This window comes from Caldicellulosiruptor hydrothermalis 108, from assembly GCF_000166355.1.
In the GTDB taxonomy this organism is placed as follows: Bacteria; Bacillota; Thermoanaerobacteria; order Caldicellulosiruptorales; family Caldicellulosiruptoraceae; genus Caldicellulosiruptor; species Caldicellulosiruptor hydrothermalis.
Genome location: NC_014652.1, coordinates 514322 through 536298, shown reverse-complemented (window position 1 = coordinate 536298; position 21977 = coordinate 514322). Strand labels below are relative to the sequence as shown.

25 protein-coding genes and 1 riboswitch are annotated in these 21977 nt (G+C 36.4%); of the genes, 5 read left to right on the top strand and 20 right to left on the bottom strand.

Features of this window, described 5'->3' with window-relative positions; genetic code table 11:
• Positions 1-108 precede the first annotated feature (108 nt).
• From CALHY_RS02495 to CALHY_RS02475, 6 genes are all read right to left on the bottom strand, one after another.
• Positions 109-1164 carry a LacI family DNA-binding transcriptional regulator gene (locus tag CALHY_RS02495; protein WP_013402442.1) on the bottom strand — a complete coding sequence of 352 codons (1056 nt, stop codon included), beginning with the start codon at positions 1162-1164 and terminating at the stop codon, positions 109-111.
• Positions 1165-1265: 101 nt separating this feature from the next.
• Positions 1266-1403, bottom strand: a complete 138-nt coding sequence (locus CALHY_RS13280) for a type II toxin-antitoxin system MqsA family antitoxin (RefSeq protein ID WP_238524572.1) — start codon at positions 1401-1403, stop codon at positions 1266-1268.
• Between the two features lie 109 nt (positions 1404-1512).
• Positions 1513-1743 (bottom strand): hypothetical protein, encoded by a 231-nt coding sequence (locus CALHY_RS02490; protein WP_238524571.1) that lies wholly within the window; start codon positions 1741-1743, stop codon positions 1513-1515.
• Between the two features lie 201 nt (positions 1744-1944).
• Positions 1945-2982, bottom strand: coding sequence for a substrate-binding domain-containing protein (locus CALHY_RS02485; RefSeq protein ID WP_013402440.1), 1038 nt, complete (start codon positions 2980-2982; stop codon positions 1945-1947).
• A gap of 114 nt (positions 2983-3096) precedes the next feature.
• Positions 3097-4083: an ABC transporter permease gene (locus CALHY_RS02480; protein ID WP_013402439.1), complete on the bottom strand. Its 987-nt coding sequence runs from the start codon at positions 4081-4083 to the stop codon at positions 3097-3099.
• Positions 4084-4111: 28 nt separating this feature from the next.
• Positions 4112-5611, bottom strand: a complete 1500-nt coding sequence (locus tag CALHY_RS02475; RefSeq protein WP_013402438.1) for a sugar ABC transporter ATP-binding protein — start codon at positions 5609-5611, stop codon at positions 4112-4114.
• A gap of 289 nt (positions 5612-5900) precedes the next feature.
• Here CALHY_RS02475 and CALHY_RS02470 point away from each other — a divergent pair, with 289 nt between their 5' ends.
• Positions 5901-6680 (top strand): DeoR/GlpR family DNA-binding transcription regulator, encoded by a 780-nt coding sequence (locus tag CALHY_RS02470; RefSeq protein ID WP_013402437.1) that lies wholly within the window; start codon positions 5901-5903, stop codon positions 6678-6680.
• A 5-nt stretch (positions 6681-6685) separates the two neighbouring features.
• Positions 6686-8161, top strand: coding sequence for a sugar ABC transporter ATP-binding protein (locus CALHY_RS02465; RefSeq protein ID WP_013402436.1), 1476 nt, complete (start codon positions 6686-6688; stop codon positions 8159-8161).
• An 80-nt stretch (positions 8162-8241) separates the two neighbouring features.
• On the opposite strand, the gene eam is transcribed toward CALHY_RS02465, so the two are convergent.
• From eam to CALHY_RS02440, 4 genes are all read right to left on the bottom strand, one after another.
• Positions 8242-9471, bottom strand: a complete 1230-nt coding sequence (gene eam, locus CALHY_RS02460; protein ID WP_013402435.1) for a glutamate 2,3-aminomutase — start codon at positions 9469-9471, stop codon at positions 8242-8244.
• 137 nt (positions 9472-9608) lie between these two features.
• Positions 9609-9758, bottom strand: a riboswitch (cyclic di-AMP (ydaO/yuaA leader).
• Positions 9759-9897: 139 nt separating this feature from the next.
• On the bottom strand, positions 9898-10845 hold the full coding sequence (locus CALHY_RS02450) for an ISNCY family transposase (RefSeq protein WP_013402015.1): 948 nt from the start codon (positions 10843-10845) through the stop codon (positions 9898-9900).
• Between the two features lie 96 nt (positions 10846-10941).
• Positions 10942-11178 carry a type II toxin-antitoxin system RelE family toxin gene (locus CALHY_RS02445; protein WP_013402434.1) on the bottom strand — a complete coding sequence of 79 codons (237 nt, stop codon included), beginning with the start codon at positions 11176-11178 and terminating at the stop codon, positions 10942-10944.
• A complete protein-coding gene (locus CALHY_RS02440; RefSeq protein ID WP_013402433.1) occupies positions 11151-11471 on the bottom strand; it encodes a hypothetical protein in 321 nt (106 codons plus the stop codon). The genes CALHY_RS02445 and CALHY_RS02440 overlap by 28 nt, the downstream gene beginning before the upstream one ends.
• 175 nt (positions 11472-11646) lie before the next feature.
• Between CALHY_RS02440 and mntA the strand changes: the two genes are divergently transcribed.
• A complete protein-coding gene (gene mntA, locus CALHY_RS02435) occupies positions 11647-12066 on the top strand; it encodes a type VII toxin-antitoxin system MntA family adenylyltransferase antitoxin (RefSeq protein WP_013402432.1) in 420 nt (139 codons plus the stop codon).
• 15 nt (positions 12067-12081) lie between these two features.
• Positions 12082-13161 (top strand): DUF1646 family protein, encoded by a 1080-nt coding sequence (locus CALHY_RS02430; RefSeq protein WP_013402431.1) that lies wholly within the window; start codon positions 12082-12084, stop codon positions 13159-13161.
• A 49-nt stretch (positions 13162-13210) separates the two neighbouring features.
• On the opposite strand, the gene CALHY_RS02425 is transcribed toward CALHY_RS02430, so the two are convergent.
• The 10 genes from CALHY_RS02425 to CALHY_RS02380 all read right to left on the bottom strand — a co-directional run bounded on the left by CALHY_RS02425 (position 13211) and on the right by CALHY_RS02380 (position 21398).
• The gene (locus CALHY_RS02425) at positions 13211-13420 is read right to left on the bottom strand and encodes a heavy-metal-associated domain-containing protein (protein ID WP_013402430.1); all 210 of its coding nucleotides are present in this window, start codon (positions 13418-13420) and stop codon (positions 13211-13213) included.
• Between the two features lie 40 nt (positions 13421-13460).
• A complete protein-coding gene (locus tag CALHY_RS02420; RefSeq protein ID WP_013402429.1) occupies positions 13461-15920 on the bottom strand; it encodes a heavy metal translocating P-type ATPase in 2460 nt (819 codons plus the stop codon).
• 156 nt (positions 15921-16076) lie between these two features.
• Positions 16077-16499, bottom strand: coding sequence for a DUF134 domain-containing protein (locus CALHY_RS02415; protein ID WP_013402428.1), 423 nt, complete (start codon positions 16497-16499; stop codon positions 16077-16079).
• A gap of 223 nt (positions 16500-16722) precedes the next feature.
• Positions 16723-17121 carry a NifB/NifX family molybdenum-iron cluster-binding protein gene (locus tag CALHY_RS02410; protein ID WP_013402427.1) on the bottom strand — a complete coding sequence of 133 codons (399 nt, stop codon included), beginning with the start codon at positions 17119-17121 and terminating at the stop codon, positions 16723-16725.
• 475 nt (positions 17122-17596) lie between these two features.
• On the bottom strand, positions 17597-18217 hold the full coding sequence (locus CALHY_RS02400) for an SLAC1 anion channel family protein (protein ID WP_049772010.1): 621 nt from the start codon (positions 18215-18217) through the stop codon (positions 17597-17599).
• 108 nt (positions 18218-18325) lie between these two features.
• Positions 18326-19477, bottom strand: coding sequence for an RNA-guided endonuclease TnpB family protein (locus tag CALHY_RS02395; RefSeq protein ID WP_013402425.1), 1152 nt, complete (start codon positions 19475-19477; stop codon positions 18326-18328).
• Positions 19471-19878 (bottom strand): IS200/IS605-like element ISCsa5 family transposase, encoded by a 408-nt coding sequence (gene tnpA / locus CALHY_RS02390; protein ID WP_041723282.1) that lies wholly within the window; start codon positions 19876-19878, stop codon positions 19471-19473. The genes CALHY_RS02395 and tnpA overlap by 7 nt, the downstream gene beginning before the upstream one ends.
• 41 nt (positions 19879-19919) lie before the next feature.
• On the bottom strand, positions 19920-20084 hold the full coding sequence (locus tag CALHY_RS13640; protein WP_158304224.1) for a hypothetical protein: 165 nt from the start codon (positions 20082-20084) through the stop codon (positions 19920-19922).
• A 94-nt stretch (positions 20085-20178) separates the two neighbouring features.
• Positions 20179-20403 carry a hypothetical protein gene (locus tag CALHY_RS02385; RefSeq protein WP_013402423.1) on the bottom strand — a complete coding sequence of 75 codons (225 nt, stop codon included), beginning with the start codon at positions 20401-20403 and terminating at the stop codon, positions 20179-20181.
• Between the two features lie 206 nt (positions 20404-20609).
• Positions 20610-21398, bottom strand: coding sequence for an Mrp/NBP35 family ATP-binding protein (locus tag CALHY_RS02380; RefSeq protein ID WP_041723093.1), 789 nt, complete (start codon positions 21396-21398; stop codon positions 20610-20612).
• Between the two features lie 184 nt (positions 21399-21582).
• Between CALHY_RS02380 and CALHY_RS02375 the strand changes: the two genes are divergently transcribed.
• On the top strand, positions 21583-21954 hold the full coding sequence (locus CALHY_RS02375; RefSeq protein ID WP_013402421.1) for a CBS domain-containing protein: 372 nt from the start codon (positions 21583-21585) through the stop codon (positions 21952-21954).
• The last annotated feature ends 23 nt before the right edge of the window (positions 21955-21977 follow it).

Below are 21977 nucleotides of genomic sequence, written 5' to 3'. Positions count from 1 at the left end.
AAATAGTACAATAAATATTTTAATATGCCTTTGTAAAAAATATATCACAACTTTTTCTTTTTTGCAATATCTTTTTATGCTAAAAATGTAACTTATAAGTTATTTGAACTATAATACTTTCTTTACCGACTTTCTTTCTATCACAGTACATTTTAATTTTAAGTTACGTATCTCTTTTTCATCTTCAGTACATATTAATTTATCTCCACTTATACATTCTAAAATTAATTTAGCTGCTTCCTCTCCCATTTTATCCAAAGGCATTTTCACAGTTGTAAGCTTTGGATCATGAAAATAACTAAATTCTCTATCATCAAAACCCACAACAGAAAGTTGATCAGGTACTTTGATACCCAACTCTTTTGCAGCATCCATCACACCACAGGCCATTAAGTCATTCATTGCAAATATTGCAGTTACTTCACGGTTTTCTTTTAAAATACTCATTGTATTTTCATATCCGCTTTCATATTCCCAGTTACCAACTCTTATTAATTTGTTATCAAGCTTAACTCCAAAATCACTCAATGCATCTTTGAAACCTTTTAACCTTTCTTGAGACGGTAAAGAATCATTAGGTCCTGTAATTAATCCTATTTTTCTGTGACCGTTTTCTAATAAATATTTAGTAACCTCATACGCACCTTGATAATCATCACAATTTACCGAAATATGTCCAAGCGATGAATAACAATAAGTACATACTATTGGAATTTTTATCCCTTTAATAAATGGTGCAACATCTCTCATATGAAAACCTATATAAATCATGCCTTCGACTTGTCTTGTAAGAAGCACTTCTATGCTCTTCTTTATTTCTTCAAGATGCTCAATAACTTTTGAATAATTATTCCCAACCTTTTTTACTAATCTTAGATTGTTCAAAATAATATGATATCCTTTTTCTTCTAAATACCTGTTAATTCCATCTATAATTTCTGGAGCGCTAAACACTGTAATATCCTCTGCAATAACCCCAATTGTCATGCTCTTTTTCTTTCTTAAAGACTTTGCCAAATTGTTAGGTTGATAGTTAAGCTCTTGAGCAGCCTTTAATACCCTTTCTCTTGTTTCAGGGCTAATTTGCGCACTGTTGTTTAGTACATAGGATACAGTTGCAGGTGAAACATTTGCCTTTTTTGCTATATCTTTTATTGTTGCCATCATATAAAACTCCTTTTAAAAATAATATCTAAAACATTTCTACAATAAAAAAAAAGATGATGCAAGTGGATTTTGCATCTGAATCATGCAGCAATTTCTGCCTAGTTTGCTATAGTTATCTCTGTTTTGTTCTTTAAAAACTCATCAACCATCTTTTCAACTTTTAGTGCTGTTTCATTATCCAGATAATATTCATCACATTGTGAGCACACTAAAGCAGGAACGTTTTTGATTATCACAATTTTAATATATACCTAGATAACTGTACTTTACTTATATACATCTCCACGATATCCAATAGTAACAATGAAAATAACCTCTTCTTCTTTTTGTATTTGGTAAATAATCCTATTCAAACACATCCTCAAAGTCGTATACATCACCGTTTTCTATATCTTTAAGACCTCTTTTAATTGATTCCATTAATTCTACATCATTAAGAATTTCGTTTTCTTCTTTTTCTTCCTTAAACTTTAAATATTCTATAAAATTAATAACTTCTGTAAGTTCTTCTTCATGAAGACTATCCACAATTTCTTTCAATTTGTTCCTTAGCAAATTATTCATGACTCTCACCACTGTTTTTACTTCACTTTTATTATAACTCTTTTTATAGTAAAATAATATCTTGATTTTTACGTATCTTATCACCGATTCTTTTAAAACAATGCCTTCTCTAAATTCTTTTATTAAATTACGCTATACAATTCTCCAACTCACTCAAAAAAAAGAGCCTCTTTGCCTTTTGGGCAAAGGGGCTCTTTTAAACAGTTTTAAAACTTACTTAATCACATTAACCTTATAGAACGCATCAACATTCTGCTTTGTTACAACCATTGTACCTGTGTCGACGTATGGTGGGAGTGGATTTATACCATATTTTTGCCAGTTGTCAACCGGGTTGACAATACCATGCTTTAAGTAGAACAGGAATGTCATGCCCCAGAATCCCATGTTCCATGTACCTTGCGCAATTGATGCATCAATGATACCTTGCTTGATAAGGTCAAGTGTCCCCTTGTCGGTATCGAAGCTTACAATCTTAACCTTGCCAACTTTGTTAGCTTCTTTGATAGCTGTTGCAGCACCAACACCACCAAGAGCGTCTGTGCAGAATATTCCTTTGATATTTGGATGAGCTTGGAGCATAGCAGAAATCTGTCTTGCAGCTTTTGTCTGGTCGTTTTCATCGTTTACAATTGCAACAACCTTAATTCCTGGAAACTCTTTCTTGAGAGTATCAATAAACCCTTGTTTTCTCTGCTCATGATTGAGCTGTGCAGCAACTGTTGAGATACCAACCTCGCCTTTGCCACCCAAAAGCTTGCCAAGATATCTTGCAGCCATTGCACCTGCGTTATAGTTTCCAGTTTCCAAAACTGAATATCTGTTTGACTTTGGTGAATCTGCGTCAAATGTTATTACAGGAATTCCTTTTTTGATCGCCTCATCAATTGGGGCTTTTAGAGCGTCAGGGTTTGCACAAGTGACCAAAATTCCAGCTGGTTTTTTAGCAATAACCTGACGAAGAACAGTAACCTCTTGGTTAACGTCAAACTGTGGTGCACCTGTGTAGATAGCCTTTACCCCATACAGGTCTGCCGCTGCCTTCATTCCCTTGAAACAGCCTTTCCAGTACTCAATACCAGACACAAAAGTTACCATGTAATACTCTTCTTTTGGACTTCCTTTGAGCTTTGGATTGCCACTGCTTGCCTGTGTGACATCCTTAGAACTTGGAACAAGCGCATAAGCCAAAGACACAATGAGCGCAACCGCCAAAAAGATTGAAAGGTACTTGTAAAAGTTCTTCTTCATAGCCTACCGAACCTCCTCCAATATAGTTTTTATTTATTTTAACCCCTGCCGCCTACAAGCTTTTCTCAAGGTAGGCGACAGAAGCTAAAACCAAGCTTTTAATTTTAAAATCCTCTATGATTTTTTCTGATGTGTCAGGTAGTCAATTGTCACAGCCGCAATCAGAATCACACCGCTGACCAGGTTCTGCCAGTAGACAGAGACGTTCAAAAGTACAAGCGCGTTGTTGATAATACCAACCAGGATTGTACCAAGAATTGCTCCAAGAACTGTTCCTTCACCGCCTGCCAGTGACGCTCCGCCAATGACACATGCTGAGATTGCGTTAAGCTCTGAACCATTTCCTGCTGTTGGTGCAGCAACTGAAAACCTTGAGAGAGTAAATATTCCAGCAATTCCTGCTAAGACTGACATTAAAACATATACAGAAATCTTTACCTTTGGAACATTTATACCAGAAAGCTTTGCCGCGTTTTCGTTACTTCCTACGTAGTACACAAGTCTGAACGGTGCTGACTTTCTCATCAAAAAGTCAAATAGGATTATGAGGATGATAAAAAACAGGATGAAAAATGGAATCCCCAAAACCTTGCCCTGGCCAAGAAAATCAAAGCCTTTCAAGTTACCGTAAAGCGAAAGAGGCGAACCCTGGGTCAGAACATATGCAGCACCTCTTGCAATCCCCATCATAGCAAGCGTAACAATAAGAGGTGGAATTCCAATTCGCGCTATAAAGTATCCATTGAAAAGCCCAATCAGAGCACAGATAACAAGAGCTATCAAAGAACCTATCCAGATGTTCACACCATAGCTAAGATAAAGCCCGCCGGCAATAACAGCCGAAAGCCCCAGAACAGAACCAACAGAAAGATCAACGCCACCTGAGACAAGCACAACAGTCATGCCTATTGCGAGGATTCCATCTGCTGCAAGACCCAGAGCTGTTGTTATCAAGTTTTCTGCTGTCAAAAAGTTTGGGCTTAGGACCGATATAATAGCACTTATTACAATTATGATGAAAATCAAAGTAATTTCCCTAAACCCCATCACTTTTTTGAGAAAGCTTTTGTTTGCTGCCTGATTTGAAGATAGCGTTGACATTTCAAACCTTCCCCTCCTTTTGCAAAGATTATTTGTGTGCAGCAAGCTGCATAATGTTTTCTTCGGTGATGCTACTTCCCGAAAGCTCGCCAGTTATCCTTCCTTCTCTCATGACAAGTACCCTGTCACACATTCCAATTATCTCGGGAAGCTCAGATGAGATAAGAATAATCCCTATTCCGTTTTTTGCAAGCTCTCTTAAAAGGCTATGAATTTCTGCCTTTGCGCCAACGTCTATTCCACGCGTCGGCTCATCCAAAATCAAAATCCTCGGTTTTATAGCAAGCCATTTTGCTATCATCACCTTTTGCTGATTCCCACCAGAAAGACTCATAACAAGTTGAACATATGATGAGGTCTTGACATTTAGCTTTTTGACAAACTCCTGAGCAAGCGAAAGTTCTTTTTGCCTGTCAATCAAAAGCCTTTTGTAATCGTATTTTAGATGTATTGCCGAGACATTGTGTGCAACAGGAAGCTTTAGAAAAAGACCATACTGTTTTCTGTCTTCTGTAACATATCCGATTTTATGCCTGATAGCATCTTCGAACGAGTTTATCTCAATCTTTTTTCCTTCAAGATAAATTTCCCCACAATGCTTTGGCAAAATTCCGCAGATTGTCTGGGCAAGCTCTGTTCTTCCGCTTCCTACAAGCCCTGCAAAACCCAAAATTTCACCTTCGTGCAGGGCAAATGATACATTCTGGACCTTATCAGAGCTAATATTCTCAACCCTGAAAACTTCTCTGCCAATTTTACTGCTCTTTGGCGGATACATCTCTTTGATTTCTCTTCCCACCATCAGGCTTACAACCTGGTCGGGATTTGTCTCAGCTGTATTTAGCGTTGTGATGTATCTGCCATCTCGAAGGACAGTGATTCTGTCTGCAAGCTCAAAAATCTCACGTAGCCTGTGAGAAATATAAAGAATGCTTATTCCCTTTGCCTTTAAATCTTTTATGATTTTAAAGAGCACTGCTGCATCAGCTTCAGACAGAGCCGATGTTGGCTCATCCAAAATCAAAAGCTTGCAGTTGAACGTAATTGCCTTTGCAATCTCAACAATCTGCTGTTGCGCAACGTTCAAGTTTGCAACCTTGTCAGTGGGTTTTATGTTCACCTCATCAAACAAAGACAAAACTTCTTGCGACATCTGGTTGAGCTTTTTAAAATCCACTATCTTTGCAGACTTTTCAGGAAGTCTTCCTATGTATATATTCTCAGCAACAGTAAGATGCGGGCAGAGCGCAAGCTCCTGGTGAACTATGCTAATACCAAGATTTTGAGCATCTCTTGGAGACCTGATATTTACCTTCTTGCCCTCAAGATATATCTCACCTTTGTCTGGAAGAAGGCTTCCTGATATGATATTCATCAAAGTTGACTTTCCAGCACCGTTTTCACCAACTATTGCATGAATTTCAGCTTTGTTTACAGAAAACGAAACATCAGAAAGTGCAACTGTCCCTGGGAAAATCTTTGTAATTCCATGCAGCCTTAAAAGTTCGCTATCAGTGGAGCTTTTCATGCAAATCTCACCTCGCTTTGTTAAAGATTATAGTAGTTTTGGTAAAACTATTTATTTGTATCCATCTTTCGCTTTTCTATTTATATATATTCTACACCAAAATCAAAAATCCTTCTTTTTTAATCAAAAAAATTTTATTTTCTTGAACAATGTTATCAAAAATGTTCAGCTTGTTGACAGGCCTGATAAAATGTAATACACTGAAGAAAAGAAAATATATCAAACTTGTTCACATACAACTTTTTTGGTGGTATAATAGCATAAGAACTTGCAAAAGTGGTGAATATTGATGCTTGTTGCAGAGAGGCTAAAAAAGATAAAGGAGATACTTCTTCAGAAAAAGCACATTGACGTTGCAACACTTGCAGAGCTTTTGAACGTTTCAGAGGTAACAATCAGGCGTGACTTGGACAGGCTTGAAAGTGAAGGGTTTTTGATAAAAACATACGGCGGGGCAATCTTAAAAGAAGAGGCAGCAAAGATTCTATCACCTACAATCTCAGAAGACTCTGAAAAAGAGGCAATCGCAAAGGTGTGCTCTTACATGATAGAAAGTAACCAGGCAATTATCCTTGCAGGCGGAAATATATTGAGGCTTGTTCCAAAGTATATAAAGGAAAAACAAAACATAATAGTTTTGACAAACGACCTTCTTTTGGCAATAGAGTGTGGAAAGCTTTCAATCCAGACAATTGTGACAGGTGGTTATATTGTTGGAAATACCTTCACCTTGGCAGGGCCAATGCTTGTAAATCCTAATATGGACATATTTGTGGACAAGGCATTTATTGAGGTTGACGGTGTCTCACTCGAGCGAGGATTTACAGTGAACAATGTTGAGTTTGCAAACGCATATAAGTATTTTAAGTCAATTGCCAAAGAGACAATTATTGTTGCAGACTCATCAAAGTTTGACAAGATTTCTCTTTTCCAGATAGCAAGGGTTGATGAGATCAAAAAGGTTATAAGCGACACAAACGTGCCGGATGAGTACAAGTCATTTTTCTTTGAAAACGGCACCCAAATATTTTGCAGTTTTGACTTTTCTGACCTTGAAAGAGAGGTTTGAAAGTTATGGCTATTATGCTTAAAAACATCTCAAAAAAATTTGATGATTTTTATGCTCTAAAAGATATAAACCTTGAATTTTTTGAAGGTCAGGTGAATGTCATTCTTGGCAAAAATGGCTCTGGCAAAACAACTCTGACAAAGATTATAAACGGAAGCACAGCGCCAACAAACGGAAAGGTTTTGATTGACGGAAAAGAATTTTCAAGTCTCAATCCTATGCTTGCAAAATCGCTTGGAATATTTACTGTACATCAGGAGCTTTTGTATTTTCCTCACCTTTCTGTTGCTGAGAACATCTTTATTGATAACAAGCCAAAAAACAAGCTTGGATTTGTAAGTTATAAGGCAATGATAAAACACGCAGCAGAAATTTTAAGCAAAATGGGTGTATATATCAATCCTGAAGCGCTTTGCAAAAACATGGGTCAGTCTCAGCTTCAGGTGATTGAGATCTGCAGGGCGCTTGTTCAAAACGCAAAGGTTTTGATTTTCGATGAACCAACAGCAGGGCTTACAACATATGAGATAGAAAATCTTTTTAAAATCATAAAAGAGCTAAAAGAAAAAGGAATTGTAATAATATTTGTGACAAACATGGTGGAAGAAGCGCTATCTATTGCAGACAGGGTAACAATCCTTCGCGACGGTGAAGTTGTTGCATCTGACAATGTCACAAGCTTTAACTTAAGCAAGGCAATCTCTTTGATCTTCGGCAGTGTAAACAGAACATATCCAAAACTAAAGGTTGAAAAAGGTTCTACCATCTTTAGCGTTAAAAATTTAACAAAACGTGGGATAATTGAGAACATCTCATTTGATGTAAGAGAGGGAGAGATTTTTGGGATTGCCGGGCTTGTTGGATCTGGGCGAAGTTTTCTGGCAAAGGCTCTTTTTGGTGCAGAAAAACTTGACTCAGGCGAGATTTATATGAATGGAAATCTTTTAAAACTTTCAAGCCCGGCCGATGCAATAAAAAATGGTATTGCGTTTATGAGCGAAGACAGGATTGGTACAGGCCTTTTCAAGACGCTCAACATTGCAGACAATATCATCTCATCTAACATCTGGAATATCGCAAACGGCTTTTTTGTAGACTCATCCCGCCAGGAAAAGATTGCAAATCTGTATATTAAAAAGCTTGGGATAAAACCAAAGGAGATTACTCAAAAGATTGCGTTCTTAAGCGGTGGGAACCAGCAAAAGGTATTGATTGCAAAGTGGCTCTTTTCGCGCTCAAACGTGTTCATTTTGGATGAGCCAACAAAGGGCTTGGATTTGGCATCAAAGGTAGAAGTTTATAATATCATCAACGAGCTTGCAAGAATTGGTTGTGCTATTATTTTCATCTCCTCTGACTTTTCAGAACTGATTGGCATGTGCGACAGAATCCTGGTACTTCACAGAGGCAAGGCAGTCCATGAGTTTTCCAAAAAGGAGATGGATTATGATAAGATTTTAAAAACGGCAATGGGGATATAAAAAAAAGATGGCACAGCGCCATCAGAAAAGTAGGTGAATAAAATCATTTTTTCTTAGGTTTTTTCAAAGCTATTTTAAGGTCACAAAGAGGTATTTTCAACCTCAAAAACCTCACCTTCCCAGTTTCTAAAGACCACTTTGTCTTTGCCAAAGTAAAGAAGATAATTTGGCATGATTGGAGTTTTGCCTTTGCCCTTTGGTGCATTTATGATGTATGTTGGCACTGCCATGCCGGAGGTTCTACCTCTGAGGCTCTCAATAATCTCCATGCCCTCCTCAATTGTCACCCAAAAGTGCGATGTTCCTTTTACTCTTTTTGGATGAAAGATATAATATGGCTTTACCCGAATTTTCAAAAGTTCTTGATTGAGCTTTCGAACAACAAACTTGTCATTGTTGACCCCATTTAACAAAACCATCTGGTTACCAAGTGGAATGCCGCTATCTGCCAGCATCTCGCAAGCTCTTTTTGATTCTTTCGTTATCTCACGTGGGTGATTAAAGTGGGTGTTTATATAAATTGGATGATATTTCTTTAGCATATCAACAAGATCTTTTGTAATTCTTTGTGGCAAAGTCACAGGTGCTCGTGTACCAATTCTGATTATCTCAACATGAGGTATTTGCCTGAGTGACCTTAAAATCCATTCCAAAATCTCATCAGAAAGCATCAGGGCATCGCCGCCTGTAATTAGAACATCTCGAATGTGCGGGTTTTGTGCCACATACTCTATTGCATCTGTAATATCGTCTAAGGATGCGTGTGTGTCAGTCTCGCCAATAAACCTTCTTCTTTGGCAAAATCTGCAAAACATCCCACATATATTTGTAACCTTTATTATGAGCCTATCTGGATAGCGCTGAGTTACTATCTTGGTAGGTGATGTGTGCTCTTCGTCCATTGGGTCAAGATCGCCCTTTTCTACCAGCTCTAAGCTGCTTGGAACAGATTGTCTTTTTATTGGGCAGTTTGGGTCATTTGGGTCAATTAGCGACAAATAGTAAGGTGAGATTGCAAAGCGATAAATCTTTCCTACTTGTTCTATTTGCTGTGCTTCTTTTTCATCAAGGTTTAGAAGATCTTTTAATATTTTGGCTGAGGTAATTCTATTTTTCAGCTGCCATTTATAATTTCCCCAGTCTTTTTCGCTTGCACCAAAGTAGGAAAGAATCTTTCTTTTTTGATATTCAATCTTTTCTTCATCCTCTATGCCCGTTTTGATTGTGTCTCTGACTTCTAAGTAGTCTTTAATAGCTTCTTTTAACTTTTCAAACCTTTCGTTGTTGTTGATAACATTTAACTTTTCCATATCTATAAAACCTCCTTTCAAAATTTTTGCCGAAAATAAAAGCAGCCAAACTCCATAACCTCGGAATTTGGCTGCTTTGAAATCAAAGGCAAAAGAACGCCTTCTTTTGCGCCTATAAAAAGGCGTAAAACCCCTTTTGCCTCCCCTTTCAAAGCTTCCGAGGTTAGCTGACGGGTTCGGGCCGAAAGGGTTAGCCCTACAGAAGCTTTTGGCTTCTGATTCACCCCAGAAAATTGGGTCCCCCGTATCCCAGGCCTTTTCCCCTGGGAATTCAGCTTTTCAAAAGGAGTGCTAATTATATTTATTTGTATATATCCCCTCTTGGACCAATTTCATAAATGTAAACTGTAAACTGTTCTTTTTCTACCTTATATATAATCCAAGTTGTTGAATAAATAATTATACCATTAATGTTATTATATAGAACTATAAATTATTCCACGTGTATTTAAAAGAAAATTTACAGTTTTCAATTTTTTGAATATAGACCTCTATCAAATAAGTAATCATTATCCAGTCCACATGCCTCTTATATGTTCTAAAACCTCTTAACCTTATTTGTTCTAAATTGTATTCTCCTTTTAACTTCCCAAATAATCTTTCAATTTTTGTCCTTTGCTTATATAACCTTTGTCCTTCCTCACTTCTTAAAAATTCCATATTTTTTACCCTCAAAATATTTTTTACATTACTAAAATCCTTACTATTTCTCTTATTTACCGCCGCTACAAACTTTATCTCAAGTCTATCTGCCACCTCAAACCACTTCGCACAATCATAACCTGCATCCGCTAATATTACTTCAGGTCCAAATATCTTAGCTTCATACAAAAGTTCTACTACTTTACTGTCATGGATATTTGCACGTGTCAACCACCATACTATAGGTATAACCTCATCTTCAACTGTTGCCAACACATGTAATTTATACCCATTGTAAAAACCTAAACTAACACATACTCCTACTTCTGCCTCTTTGTCACCCCTCGAGCTTCTCAAAGGTGTGGAATCTATAGCACAAACTTTTGTCTGCGGAACTATTTCTCTCACTAAAATTCTTGCTATCCCTTCTATATACCCTTCTTCAATTACCTTTGCCCATTTCGAAAAATATGAATGATCAGGGCTCTTCTCTATCCCTATAGCCTTTTTAAATTCTTCATCTTCATTTATCTTGTATTCTAATTCCCTGAAGCTGTTTATCTTGTTTTTGACTTTGTAAACAAAACAAGCTATTATATGGCTTAGCTTAAATTTCTTCGGTCTTCCTCTCCTGCTGCTCTTTATCTTTAATCCCAGGGCTTTTATTACTTTCTCAATTGTCATAAGTATCTTTAAAAATTTTTGTTTTTGTGTTTTAATAAAATTAGACATTGCCATCCTCCTTTGTTAGGTGTTTTTAGTCTTCTCTTATCGTAATTTTACCTCAAGGAGGATGGCTTTTTATATATCTATTTATTGTCTTTTCTGTTAATCCCTTTTATTCAACAAGCTATTATATATAATCCTTAAATCACCTTCTTTGTATCTATAAAAACCTTCTAATTTGCCATGTAATGGTTTAATTTTAGAGGAAGAAAATGGATCTTGTGATAATTCCTCTTCTAAAATAGTTGCAATTCTCTTTTTGATATTTTGGGGTAGCCTCTGCAGATATTTGTATGCATTTTTAGAAAGTATTATATTGAACTTGTTGGAGGTTCCCACTTAATACCGCCACCTGATTTAAACTCTTCCTCTGCTTCTTTTAATCTATCCATAAGTTCATCATCAAGACAGATTTCAGCTGTTTCTGCCCATTCAATTAATATATCTTTTAATCTTGCAGGGAATAAATCAAAAGGTATATCTTTTAAGGCATCTAACAAGGAAATAACAAAGGAGAGGAGATTTTCCTTTGTTTCAGTTTCTAAATATTTTTTAATCAATTCTATTTTCGCTTCCATATTTTGCACGTCTGATTCTACAATGTGAATTTTCATTTTTTTTCTTGAAATCAATTTTATACACCTCAAAAAACTAAATTAAATTCTCTTGGTTTTAATTATACCACATTTGAAGCTCTATTAACAATCTTTTAAAGTTTTTCAACATAAGCTTTGCTGTAAATATCTTGAAATATGTGGCTTTTTCATGGTATTATTAAATAGATTTTTATATGGAGTTGAAGCGGCAGTGTTAAATGTAGATAATAAACTTCCTGATCTTATTAATTTCTTCAAAGCGCGAGATGATATAGTAGCTGTCTGGATAGTGGGTTCATATGGTACAAAATATCAAACAGAAAATAGCGATATTGACCTTGCGATTTTATTTTCTAAAGAAATTAGCTTTTTTGATGAACTCGATTTAGAAGTACAGATATCCGATATTCTTCAAACAGACAAGGTGGACATTATAAATCTCAATAAAGCTCCGTTGACTTTACAGTTTAAAGCCATCAGCGAAGGAAGAGAAATAATTAAAAAAGACCCTATTAAAGTAGCAGACTTTGAAGAAGTAGTCCTGGATTTGTATCAAGATCATGAGTACTTTTACAGGAAATTCCATGAAGAATTAAAGGAGAGAAATCATCATGAGTCTCAATATAGATAAGGAGGATTCCCTACCATGGTTGACATATTGCTGATAATAATCCTGTTGCTTGTTTTCATACTACCGTTTATTTTTCGTAAGATTGAGCACAATTTAGAGCTATTTTTGCTTGTAATGGGTATCTTAGCAACTGTGGTTTCTAAAACTTTATCATTTCACCTTCTGGGACATGTATTTAGCAATTATCTTCTTTATCTTGTTACCGCAGTTGTTCTTGTAATGGGTTTTGTGTTTAACCTCACAGTCAGCAAACTTAAAACTGCAATAAACTCCATTTTGAGCAGAATTAAAATAGAGATTTTTGTATCTCTTGTGATTTTATTTCTTGGGCTTATATCAAGCATCATCACTGCAATTGTTGCCACATTGATACTTGTGGAGATCATTCACCTTCTGCCACTGAAACACCAAACAAAGGTTAAGGTAGCAATAATAGGCTGCTTTTCTATAGGATTTGGTGCAGCATTAACTCCAGTTGGAGAGCCACTTTCAACAATTGTGGTAAGTTCGTTGAATGCCGAATTTTTGTATATACTTAAAAATCTTGGAATGTATATAGTACCCACAATAATCATCTTATCACTTTTAAGCTACTTTATCTTGTTGTATGAAAGAAAAAGAGGGTGTATTCTGCCAACTTATGAAGAGCTTCTCACAGAAGAAGAGGATATCGTGAAAGCTGAAGAAAGAGCTATTTTAGATCTTGAGGCAAGGAAAGATGTGATACTGCGTGCTGGCAAAATTTTTATGTTCATAGTCGCATTGGAACTATTGGGCAATGGTTTTAAGCCTTTCATTGATAAATATGTTGTAAAACTGGGAGATAAACTTCTGTTCTGGATAAACGTAATATCAGCAGCCCTCGACAATGCAACCATTGCAGCTGCTGAGATCACACCAAGCCTTTCAACTGGTCAAGTGAAAGCAATATTACTGAGCCTTCTTGCAAGTGGCGGTATTTTAATTCAAGGCAACATTCCAAACATAATTGCAGCAAATAAATTGGAAATAAAGAGCAAGGAATGGGTACAGCTAGGATTGCCACTGGGACTAATATTGCTCCTTGCATTCTACTTGATCCTCTTTGTAGTTTAAATGGTAGAGAATAGTTTAAAAAATATAGAGGCTGGCAATAAGCCAGCCTCTATTCTATCCTCGCAACCTCATACCCTGCATCATCAATTGCTCGAACAAACTCTTCATCTTTTACATCTTTACTTAGCTCAACAGTTGCAACTTTGCCCTGCAGATCAACCTTCACAGAGCTTACACCTTCTATGGCTTTTAGGCTGTTTTCCACTCTTCTTACGCAGTGGTCGCAAGTCATGCCTTTAATATAAATTTTCTTTGTCATTTCAAAACCCATCCTTTCTTTTAATTTTTTTATATTAATTTTAATTTACAGGCTTAAATCTTTTTAGCCTCAGAGCGTTTGAAACCACAGAGACTGAAGAAAACACCATAGCGAGAGCCGCTATAATTGGATTCAAAAGTGGGCCACCAAATATGTGCAAAACTCCTGCTGCAATCGGAATGCCCAATGTGTTGTAGAAAAATGCCCAGAATAGATTCTGTTTGATGTTCTGTATTGTCTTTTTGCTAAGCAGTATTGCATTTACAACATCCAATATGTCATTTTTCATAAGAACCACATCAGCAGACTCTATTGCAACATCTGTTCCAGACCCAATTGCTATACCCACATCAGCTTGAGCTAAAGCTGGTGCGTCGTTGATCCCATCGCCCACCATCGCAACCTTTTTACCTTCTCCCTGAAGTTTTTTCACTTCATTTGCCTTGTCCTGTGGCAAGACCTCCGCTAAAACCCTATCTATTCCAACCTGTTTTGCAATTGCTTTTGCTGTTTTGCTATTATCCCCTGTAATCATTGCAACCTTAATACCCATGCTATGCAAAAGTTCAATTGCCCTTCTGCTATTTTGCTTTATCACATCTGATACTGCTATGATCCCAGCAAACTTTCCATTCTGCACTACAAACATAGGCGTCTTTGCCTGCTGTGAAAGCTTTTCTACATCAAGTAAGAAATCTATCTCAATGCCTTTATCTTTCATGAGTTTTATGTTCCCAACAAGAACTGTTTGTCCATCTACCACTGCCTCTATTCCATGCCCTGAAATTGCTTCAAACTGACTTGCTTCAAAAAGCTGCAGATTCTTTTCCTTTGCTGCGGCAACTATTGCTTCACCTAAAGGATGTTCAGAGAGCCTTTCTGCCGACGCTACTATTTGTAGCAGCCTTTCTCTTTCCCACCCATTTGCTGGAATTATGTCAGTTACTTTTGGCTTACCTTCAGTGATTGTTCCCGTTTTGTCGAAAACAACCATTGTGATCTTGTGCAAGGTTTCTAATGCGTCACCACTTTTTATCAAAATTCCATGTTCTGCGCCTTTTCCTGTTCCAACCATAATAGCAGTGGGTGTTGCAAGACCCAAAGCACACGGGCATGCGATAACTAAGACGGTAATAAATATTCTCAAAGCGAAAATAAATGAATTGTCAACAAAGTACCATGCAGTCGCTGAGATTACAGCAATGAGAATGACAACTGGCACAAAATACCCTGAGATTACATCTGCCAACCTTGCGATTGGTGCTTTAGAGCTTTGAGCATCCTCAACCAGCTTGATAATCTGCGCAATGACTGTATCCTTGCCGACCTTTGTAGCTTTTATCTTTAGCGTACCATTTTTGTTTATTGTAGCTCCAATAACCTTGCTTCCAGGTGTTTTTTCAACGGGGATGCTTTCACCTGTCAGCATTGATTCATCCACAAAGCTTCTACCTTCAATTACTTCTCCATCAACGGGAATCTTTTCCCCGGGCTTTACTAAGAGTATATCGCCTACTTCAACTTCTTCTATTGGAATGACTATTTCATTATCACCTTGAACAACCACCGCAGTTTTTGGTGCAAGTCCCATTAATTTTTTTATGGCTTCTGAGGCTTTGCCTTTGGAAACTGCTTCTAAGTATTTGCCCAGTAAAACAAGGGCTATAATTACACCTGCAGTCTCAAAATACATCTCCTTTACATACTGGTAGTTACCCATTGCAATTTGGTATATAGCAAAAAGAGCATATAAGATGGCAGCCCCTGTCCCAACTGCAATTAATGAGTCCATGTTTGGGTGAAACTTAAAAAGCCTGCTAAAGCCTACCGTGTAGAACTTATACCCTGCAATGACAATTGGAATTTCCAATATCGCTTGTACAAGCGCAAAATTCAAAGGATGTTTTTCAGGCGAGATTATCTCTGGTAGCGGAACCCCCACCACATGTGCCATAGCAATCAATAAAAGTGGAACTGCAAATATGCTTGCAATAACAAATCTTCTAAAAAGACTATTTATCTCCTTTTGTTTTCGCTCCTGATGCGAATCTTCATAGGATGTCTTTTCAATCTCAAGTGGTGTATACCCTGCCTTTACTATAGCATTTTTTATTTCAGATAGTCTCACCTGAGATGAATCATACACAACTCTTGCTTTTTCACTTGCAAGGTTAACACTTAACTCTTTTATTCCATTAAGCTTTGAAATTGATTTTTCGATTGCTCTTGCACATGAAGCACAAGTCATGCCTGAGATGGGAATGCTTACCTCTCTAATATTTTCTTCACCGTCATCCAAAACACCATAGCCGGCTCTTTCCACAGCTTCTTTGATCTTTTCAATGCTGGCTTTGCTCTCATCAAACTCAACAATAAGTTTCTCAGTGGCAAAGTTAACCGACGCATTACTTACTCCTTCTACTTTACTAACACTTTTTTCAATTGCCCTTGCACACGAAGCACATGTCATACCTGTTACACTCAAAGTCTTTTTCTCCACATGTAACACCCTCTTTTTTTTAGCATTTGCTAATCTAATTTTATTATACTCTACTATTCCTATATGTCAAGTAGGAATTATTTAAAAAATAAATTTTGCTTTCGCTTTTATTATACCCAACTACTAAAAAATACTATCAGCTCTCTTTGCTTATTATCACCACCCTCCGTGGTGCCTGAAGCAGTGTCCTCTTCCTTTTCCTCTGTGACATACAACATGAGAAGAGTGGCATTCTGGACATTCATCCTTGTCTGACTCAAAAACTTTTCCGCAATTTAAGCACGTATACTTGCAATTGCCAAAAACATAGTTTCCACCTTCAATCCTGATAGCTTTGCCGTTGACAAGCGCATCTGCAACCTTCTTTCTTGCTTCTTCTAATATGAGCTGAAATGTCTGGCGGGAAACTTGCATCTTTTGTGCACATTCTTCCTGTATGAGTCCTTCTAAGTCTTTAAGTCTTATTGCTTCAAGCTCTTCAACCTTCAGCAGAACCTCATCGTTTGAACCCTCACGTGGTGAAAAATAATTAAACCTTGGCAAAAACTCTACTCTTCTGCATCTTATTGGTCGTGGCAAGTCAAATGCCTCCTTTGTCCGAAATTATTATGAACAAAAAGGCAGGATTTTAACCCTGCCCCTCTTAATTGTTGTTTTTTCTCCTTAGCTCTTTTATTTTCTCCATGTTGTGTCCTGTGATTTTAGGGATTAATCATTATTAATTATATCATAAACTATGGTGGTTATGTCATTAATTTTTCTCATCTGTTTTCAAAACGTCTCTAACGGTAATTTATAATGACTATGAGATATGATGGTGTTCATGCGAATGTCCATGCGAATGATGATGCAATCCCTCTTCATGCTCATGGATCTCATTTGCAAGTGCTTCATTTGACTTCAGCTGGCCTTTTAATAGCTTTTCAACTGCTTCATCTGGATGGCCTAAGACACCGATGAAATACCTAATGCCAAGATTATCGAATATATATCTTGCTCTCTCGCCAATTGAGCCTGCAATTACAACATCTGCTCCTTTTTGTTTTATAAACTTTGCAAAAAGCCCAGCCCTGTGCTCTGGCATGTCAAAATATTCTTTATTTACAATAGCACCATTTTCAACTGTATATATGCAAACTTTTTCGCTACCACCAAAATGGGGGCTTATTTTGTCACCTATTAGCATAACTGCTATTTTCATGATTTATCTCCTCCTTTTTTAAATTTAATGAATTTGATTTTTTGGACAGCAAGCAACTTCTGCAAACTCCGCGAAATTCGTACAATACAAATTTTGAATCAAAATCATAAAATTTTTTTATCTTTCTGCTAATCTTATCAAGCGCGCAATCGTTCAACTTTAGCCAAAATTTCTGCTTGCAAACATCGCATACAAAGAAGGCTAAATTTAAACTTTTATTGGGTCTACTACCGATATAGGCAATATATTTATCATTGTCTACATCACACGCTACTGTCAATCCTTTTTTCTCTAATCTACTTATACCTCTATAAATAGTGCTCAAACTTGCCCATTTTATTAGGCTCCGAATAAGACTTTGTTTCTTCACAAAATTGTTATTTTCTTTTAAATAGTATATTATCATTTCACATATCTGATTATTCTTTAAATTTCTTTTTTTATAATTTGACATATACTCTCACCATAATTAACCTTACTCTTCTTCAATACAAATGTTTTTCTTTAAAATATTCGCAATTGTTGCACCTGCTAATATAATAACTACAAAACTTAAAACTACCAAAGAAACACCAAAAATATATTTGAAAACACTCAAGTGGGTCTTACTTAGCATCACAAAAGTTGCTATAGAAAAGGCTGCAAGTGGAAAAGAATATGCCCACCAAGAAAGATAGAACTTTGTGCTAAGGAATTTCTTAATTTGGGCTATCAAAAGAAGTATCAAAAACATTGCAAAGAAATAAATAACCTTCGCAAAAGCATCAAGACTATTTGTTAACTTAACATAAGAAATAAGTCCTACACTCGGTGGTGCAATCATTATAAAAAATGTAGGAATTAACTTCTGAGGTATAGGATGATGAAAAATTATTCTATAAAATAGTATTGTAAACAACGCAATCCAGAAAACTATTCCTACACTAAAGAAAAACCATGAAAAATATTTGTCTGCATGTTCAACTCCTGCAACTGGTACTAATATATTGCCAACAACTGGTATAAACCAAGAAGGATTGTAATGCTGAATAGTAAAATGAGTTTGATCAATCCACTGTGAAAGAACAAAAAGAGTAATAAGTGAACTACCATCCACCTAAAGAGGTGGAGGCTTCCTGTTTCATCGACCAGACTTGCTACTGGGACTGTATCCCCAGTAGTAGAGGTCCAATCTCCACAGGCGTAAATTCGGGTGGTCCCCACCCTACTTATTGCTTATACAAAAAATTCCATAGTTTCTCAGGTTCTTTGCAGCATTTTCATCTCTATCATGGACTGTTCCGCATTTCGGACATCTCCACACTCTATCTTTCAACTTTAGCTCTTTGTTGATGTATCCACATCTGCTACACATTTTCGAAGATGGAAATCTCCTATCTGCCTCTATGACTTTCCTGCCATACCAATCTGCCTTGTATTTGAGATATTTCAAAAATTTTGACCATGAACTATCAAGAATGTGTTTCGATAATCTTGTTTTTGATAGTCCCTTTACGTTCAAACTTTCGACCACCACGACTTGGTTCTCGTCTATGATGGTCCTCGATAACTTATGCAAAAAGTCATCCCTTGAGTTCTTTACATATTCATATTCCTTTGCAAGTCTTTCTCTTGCTTTCTCCCAGTTTTTAGAACCTTTTTTCTTTCTTGACAACTGTCTGTGCAACCTTCTTAGTCTCTTTTCAGCTTTAATCAGATACTTTGGGTATTCAATTTTCGAAATCCCTGTATCATTTGCAATTGTAACAAAACTTATAAGCCCTGTATCTATTCCACAGATGAAATTCTCTCGTTTGATTACCTCATTCTCAAAATTTCGATTTTCCCTCTTATTTCTTGGGTCCTGCACATCTACAAGTATGCTTACATAATACCTGCCTGCTTTTGTTTTAACAACTGTTGCTGATTTTATTTTTCCTTCAAACTCCCTGTGAAATACTGCTTTTATTCCACTTTTTACCTTCGGTAAATACAAAATCCCCTTCTCAAAATCTACCCTAATTGTTTCGTTTCCGCTCTTAGTTTGTTGGTTATTCGTTGTGTATGACTGCTTGTCTTTTTTCCTCTTAAACTTTGGCATTCCAAAATGCTTTGAGTTTTTTAAGAAGTCTTTGAATGCCTTTTCCTGCTCAAGCTGAACATTTGCAAGTGCAAGACTATCCACTTCCTTCAGAAAAGGATATTCTTTTTTATACCTTGCTGGAGTTATTCTTGGAACTTTTTTACCTTGTTTCAAAGCTTCCAGTTTTTCTTCTAACATCTTGTTCCATACAAATCTACAGCAACCAAATGTCTTTTCAAAGAATTCTTCCTGTGCTTTAGTTGGATATATTTGATACCTATATGCTTTCAACATTTTCTTTTCTCACCTTGACTTTCAATGTATTTTCTAATCACTTCAACCGGTGCACCACCGCTTGTTAGCAAACAATAACTTCTTGACCAAAAATATTCCTTCCATAGTTTTTGCCTAATTTCAGGAAATTCCTTTTTTATAAGCCTTGATGAAGCACTTTTATAAGCATTTATAAACTTGGAAAGTGATGTTGTAGGAGTTGCCTTGAACAAAACATGCACATGGTCTTTATCATGATTCCACTCAACCAGGGTTATGTTGTAATTGGGTTGAATATACTCAAAAATTTCTTTTAGTCTTTTTGAAATTTTCTCATCTATCACATCTCTTCTGTATTTTGTCACCAAAATCAAATGATAGTATAGTAGAAATACTGAATGTTTATTAGTATCAAATTTCATTGTCATCACCAGTTTTATTGTATACCGAAACCAAATATTTATCAATTGCAATTCATCTCCATCTTACAGAAGATGGAGACTGCTTGCAGAATGTTTGTTAAAACTTTCTCAGCTTTTTGCAAGGCAATAGTAAATCCTACTAAACCCATGACTACTGAAAAAAATGATACGGGAAAATATTTTATCCTGCTTGTTTTAGCTTCCATGACAATTTTGCCTCCTTTCAAAACTTTGAAAATTATTCGGGGGGGCATGAAGATTTGTCATCTGAAAGCCCCCCTTCAAAGCAATTTTAGTTTTTTATTCTTGTTTTTGTTCTTTTGAAAGAAGCTTGTCAATTAGTTTTAACCTTTGCTCTAAAACCTGCTTTTCATACTCCAAAGCTTCTTTAGCAAAAGGAACATTCTCTGAGCCTGTTAAATACAGCCATTTGCAAATTCCAAGGCCTCTGCCAAAACCAAAACCGCCGCCAAAACCTCTTGCACAGCCTCTTCCATAAAATCCTGGTTCAAAACCCCAAGGCATCGTTTTTCACCTCCAAAACCATTTTTATTTTTGTTATTGGCATATGCTAATTATAATTATACTCTGTTTTTGGCATATGTCAATAACTTTTTTGAAAAATTTTTACCCTTGCTTTTCACAAGGGTAATAATTCTACCAAAAAAGAAATTATTGTCCTGTCCCAGAAATTTTGCAGTTCTATAATACAAAAGTTGTCAAAAATTTTCTTATCCTTCTACAACGTCCCTTTTTAAAACCTCTATACAGGAATCCAAGTACAAGTTCCTCGCCTTTTCAATTTCGCCCTTATCACAAAGTTTGGTCAGTTCCGAATCTATTGGAATCCGCCCTAAAATCCTCAAATCCAACTGCTCAGCCACATCTTCCAATTTACTTTTGCCAAAAATATCAAATTCTTTTCCACAATGAGGACATATTACATAACTCATATTTTCAACAATACCTATAATTGGTATATCCATTTGCTTTGCCATGTTATAAGCTTTTTTGACTATCAAAGAAACAAGGTCTTGAGGCGATGTTACAATAATGATCCCGTCAATTGGCAAAGATTGAAAAACTGTGAGTGCAACATCACCTGTCCCAGGGGGCATGTCAATAAAAAGATAATCTAAAACACCCCAGCCAACTTCTGTCCAAAACTGCTCTATTGTCTTTGCAATGAGCGGTCCTCTCCAAATCACTGGAGCGTCTTCTTTATTCAAAAGTAAATTCATTGACATAATTCTTATATCATTGTGAGTTCTCACAGGATAGATTGCCTTTGAGTCTGACTCAATCTTAGCACCACTTACACCAAACATCTTTGGGATAGATGGCCCGGTAATGTCTGCATCAAGGATTCCAACTTCAAACCCCTCTCTTCTCAAACCCACTGCAAGCAAAGATGTAACCAAGCTTTTTCCTACTCCACCCTTGCCGCTGACAATGGTATACATCTTCTTTACATCTGTAAATTCATTTTTGGGAATTGGGTGCATTGTATTTTGTCTCAATTTTTCTCTCTCCCTTATTCGTTTTTCTCTTTATTTTACTCTCGTTTTTGGCATATGTCAATAATAATTGTTGCCTCTTTTTATAAGGTAAATTTTTTGTGTTTCGAAATTAATTTGGGTATATAATTAATAGCAGGATAAAAAATTTTCAGTAAATGAAATATCGATTTTGGGGGAGAAAAAAATGCTTTCAAACATCATTAACCATGATTTTATAAAGCTTTTGCCGACTGACACGGTCAAATATGCACTTGAGCAGATGCAAAAAAGAAAAAAGAGCGTGGCAGTTGTTGTTGATGAGAATGACTTCCTCAAAGGAATCATTGTAAAAGCGGATATTTACAGGTTTTTGAGCCAGCCAGGCCATTTTGAAACATACCCTGTTGAGCTTGCCATGACAAAAGCTGTTATTACAGCTGACAAAAATGATGATATTAAAGATGTTGCAAAACTCCTGCGTCAGCATGATATCTCTGCTGTTCCTGTTCTTGACAATGGTAAGGTGGTCGGTCTTGTTGGGCTTGAGGATATAGTTGATTATTTTATAAATATGTAGTATTAAATATTTTCAGAAGCCAT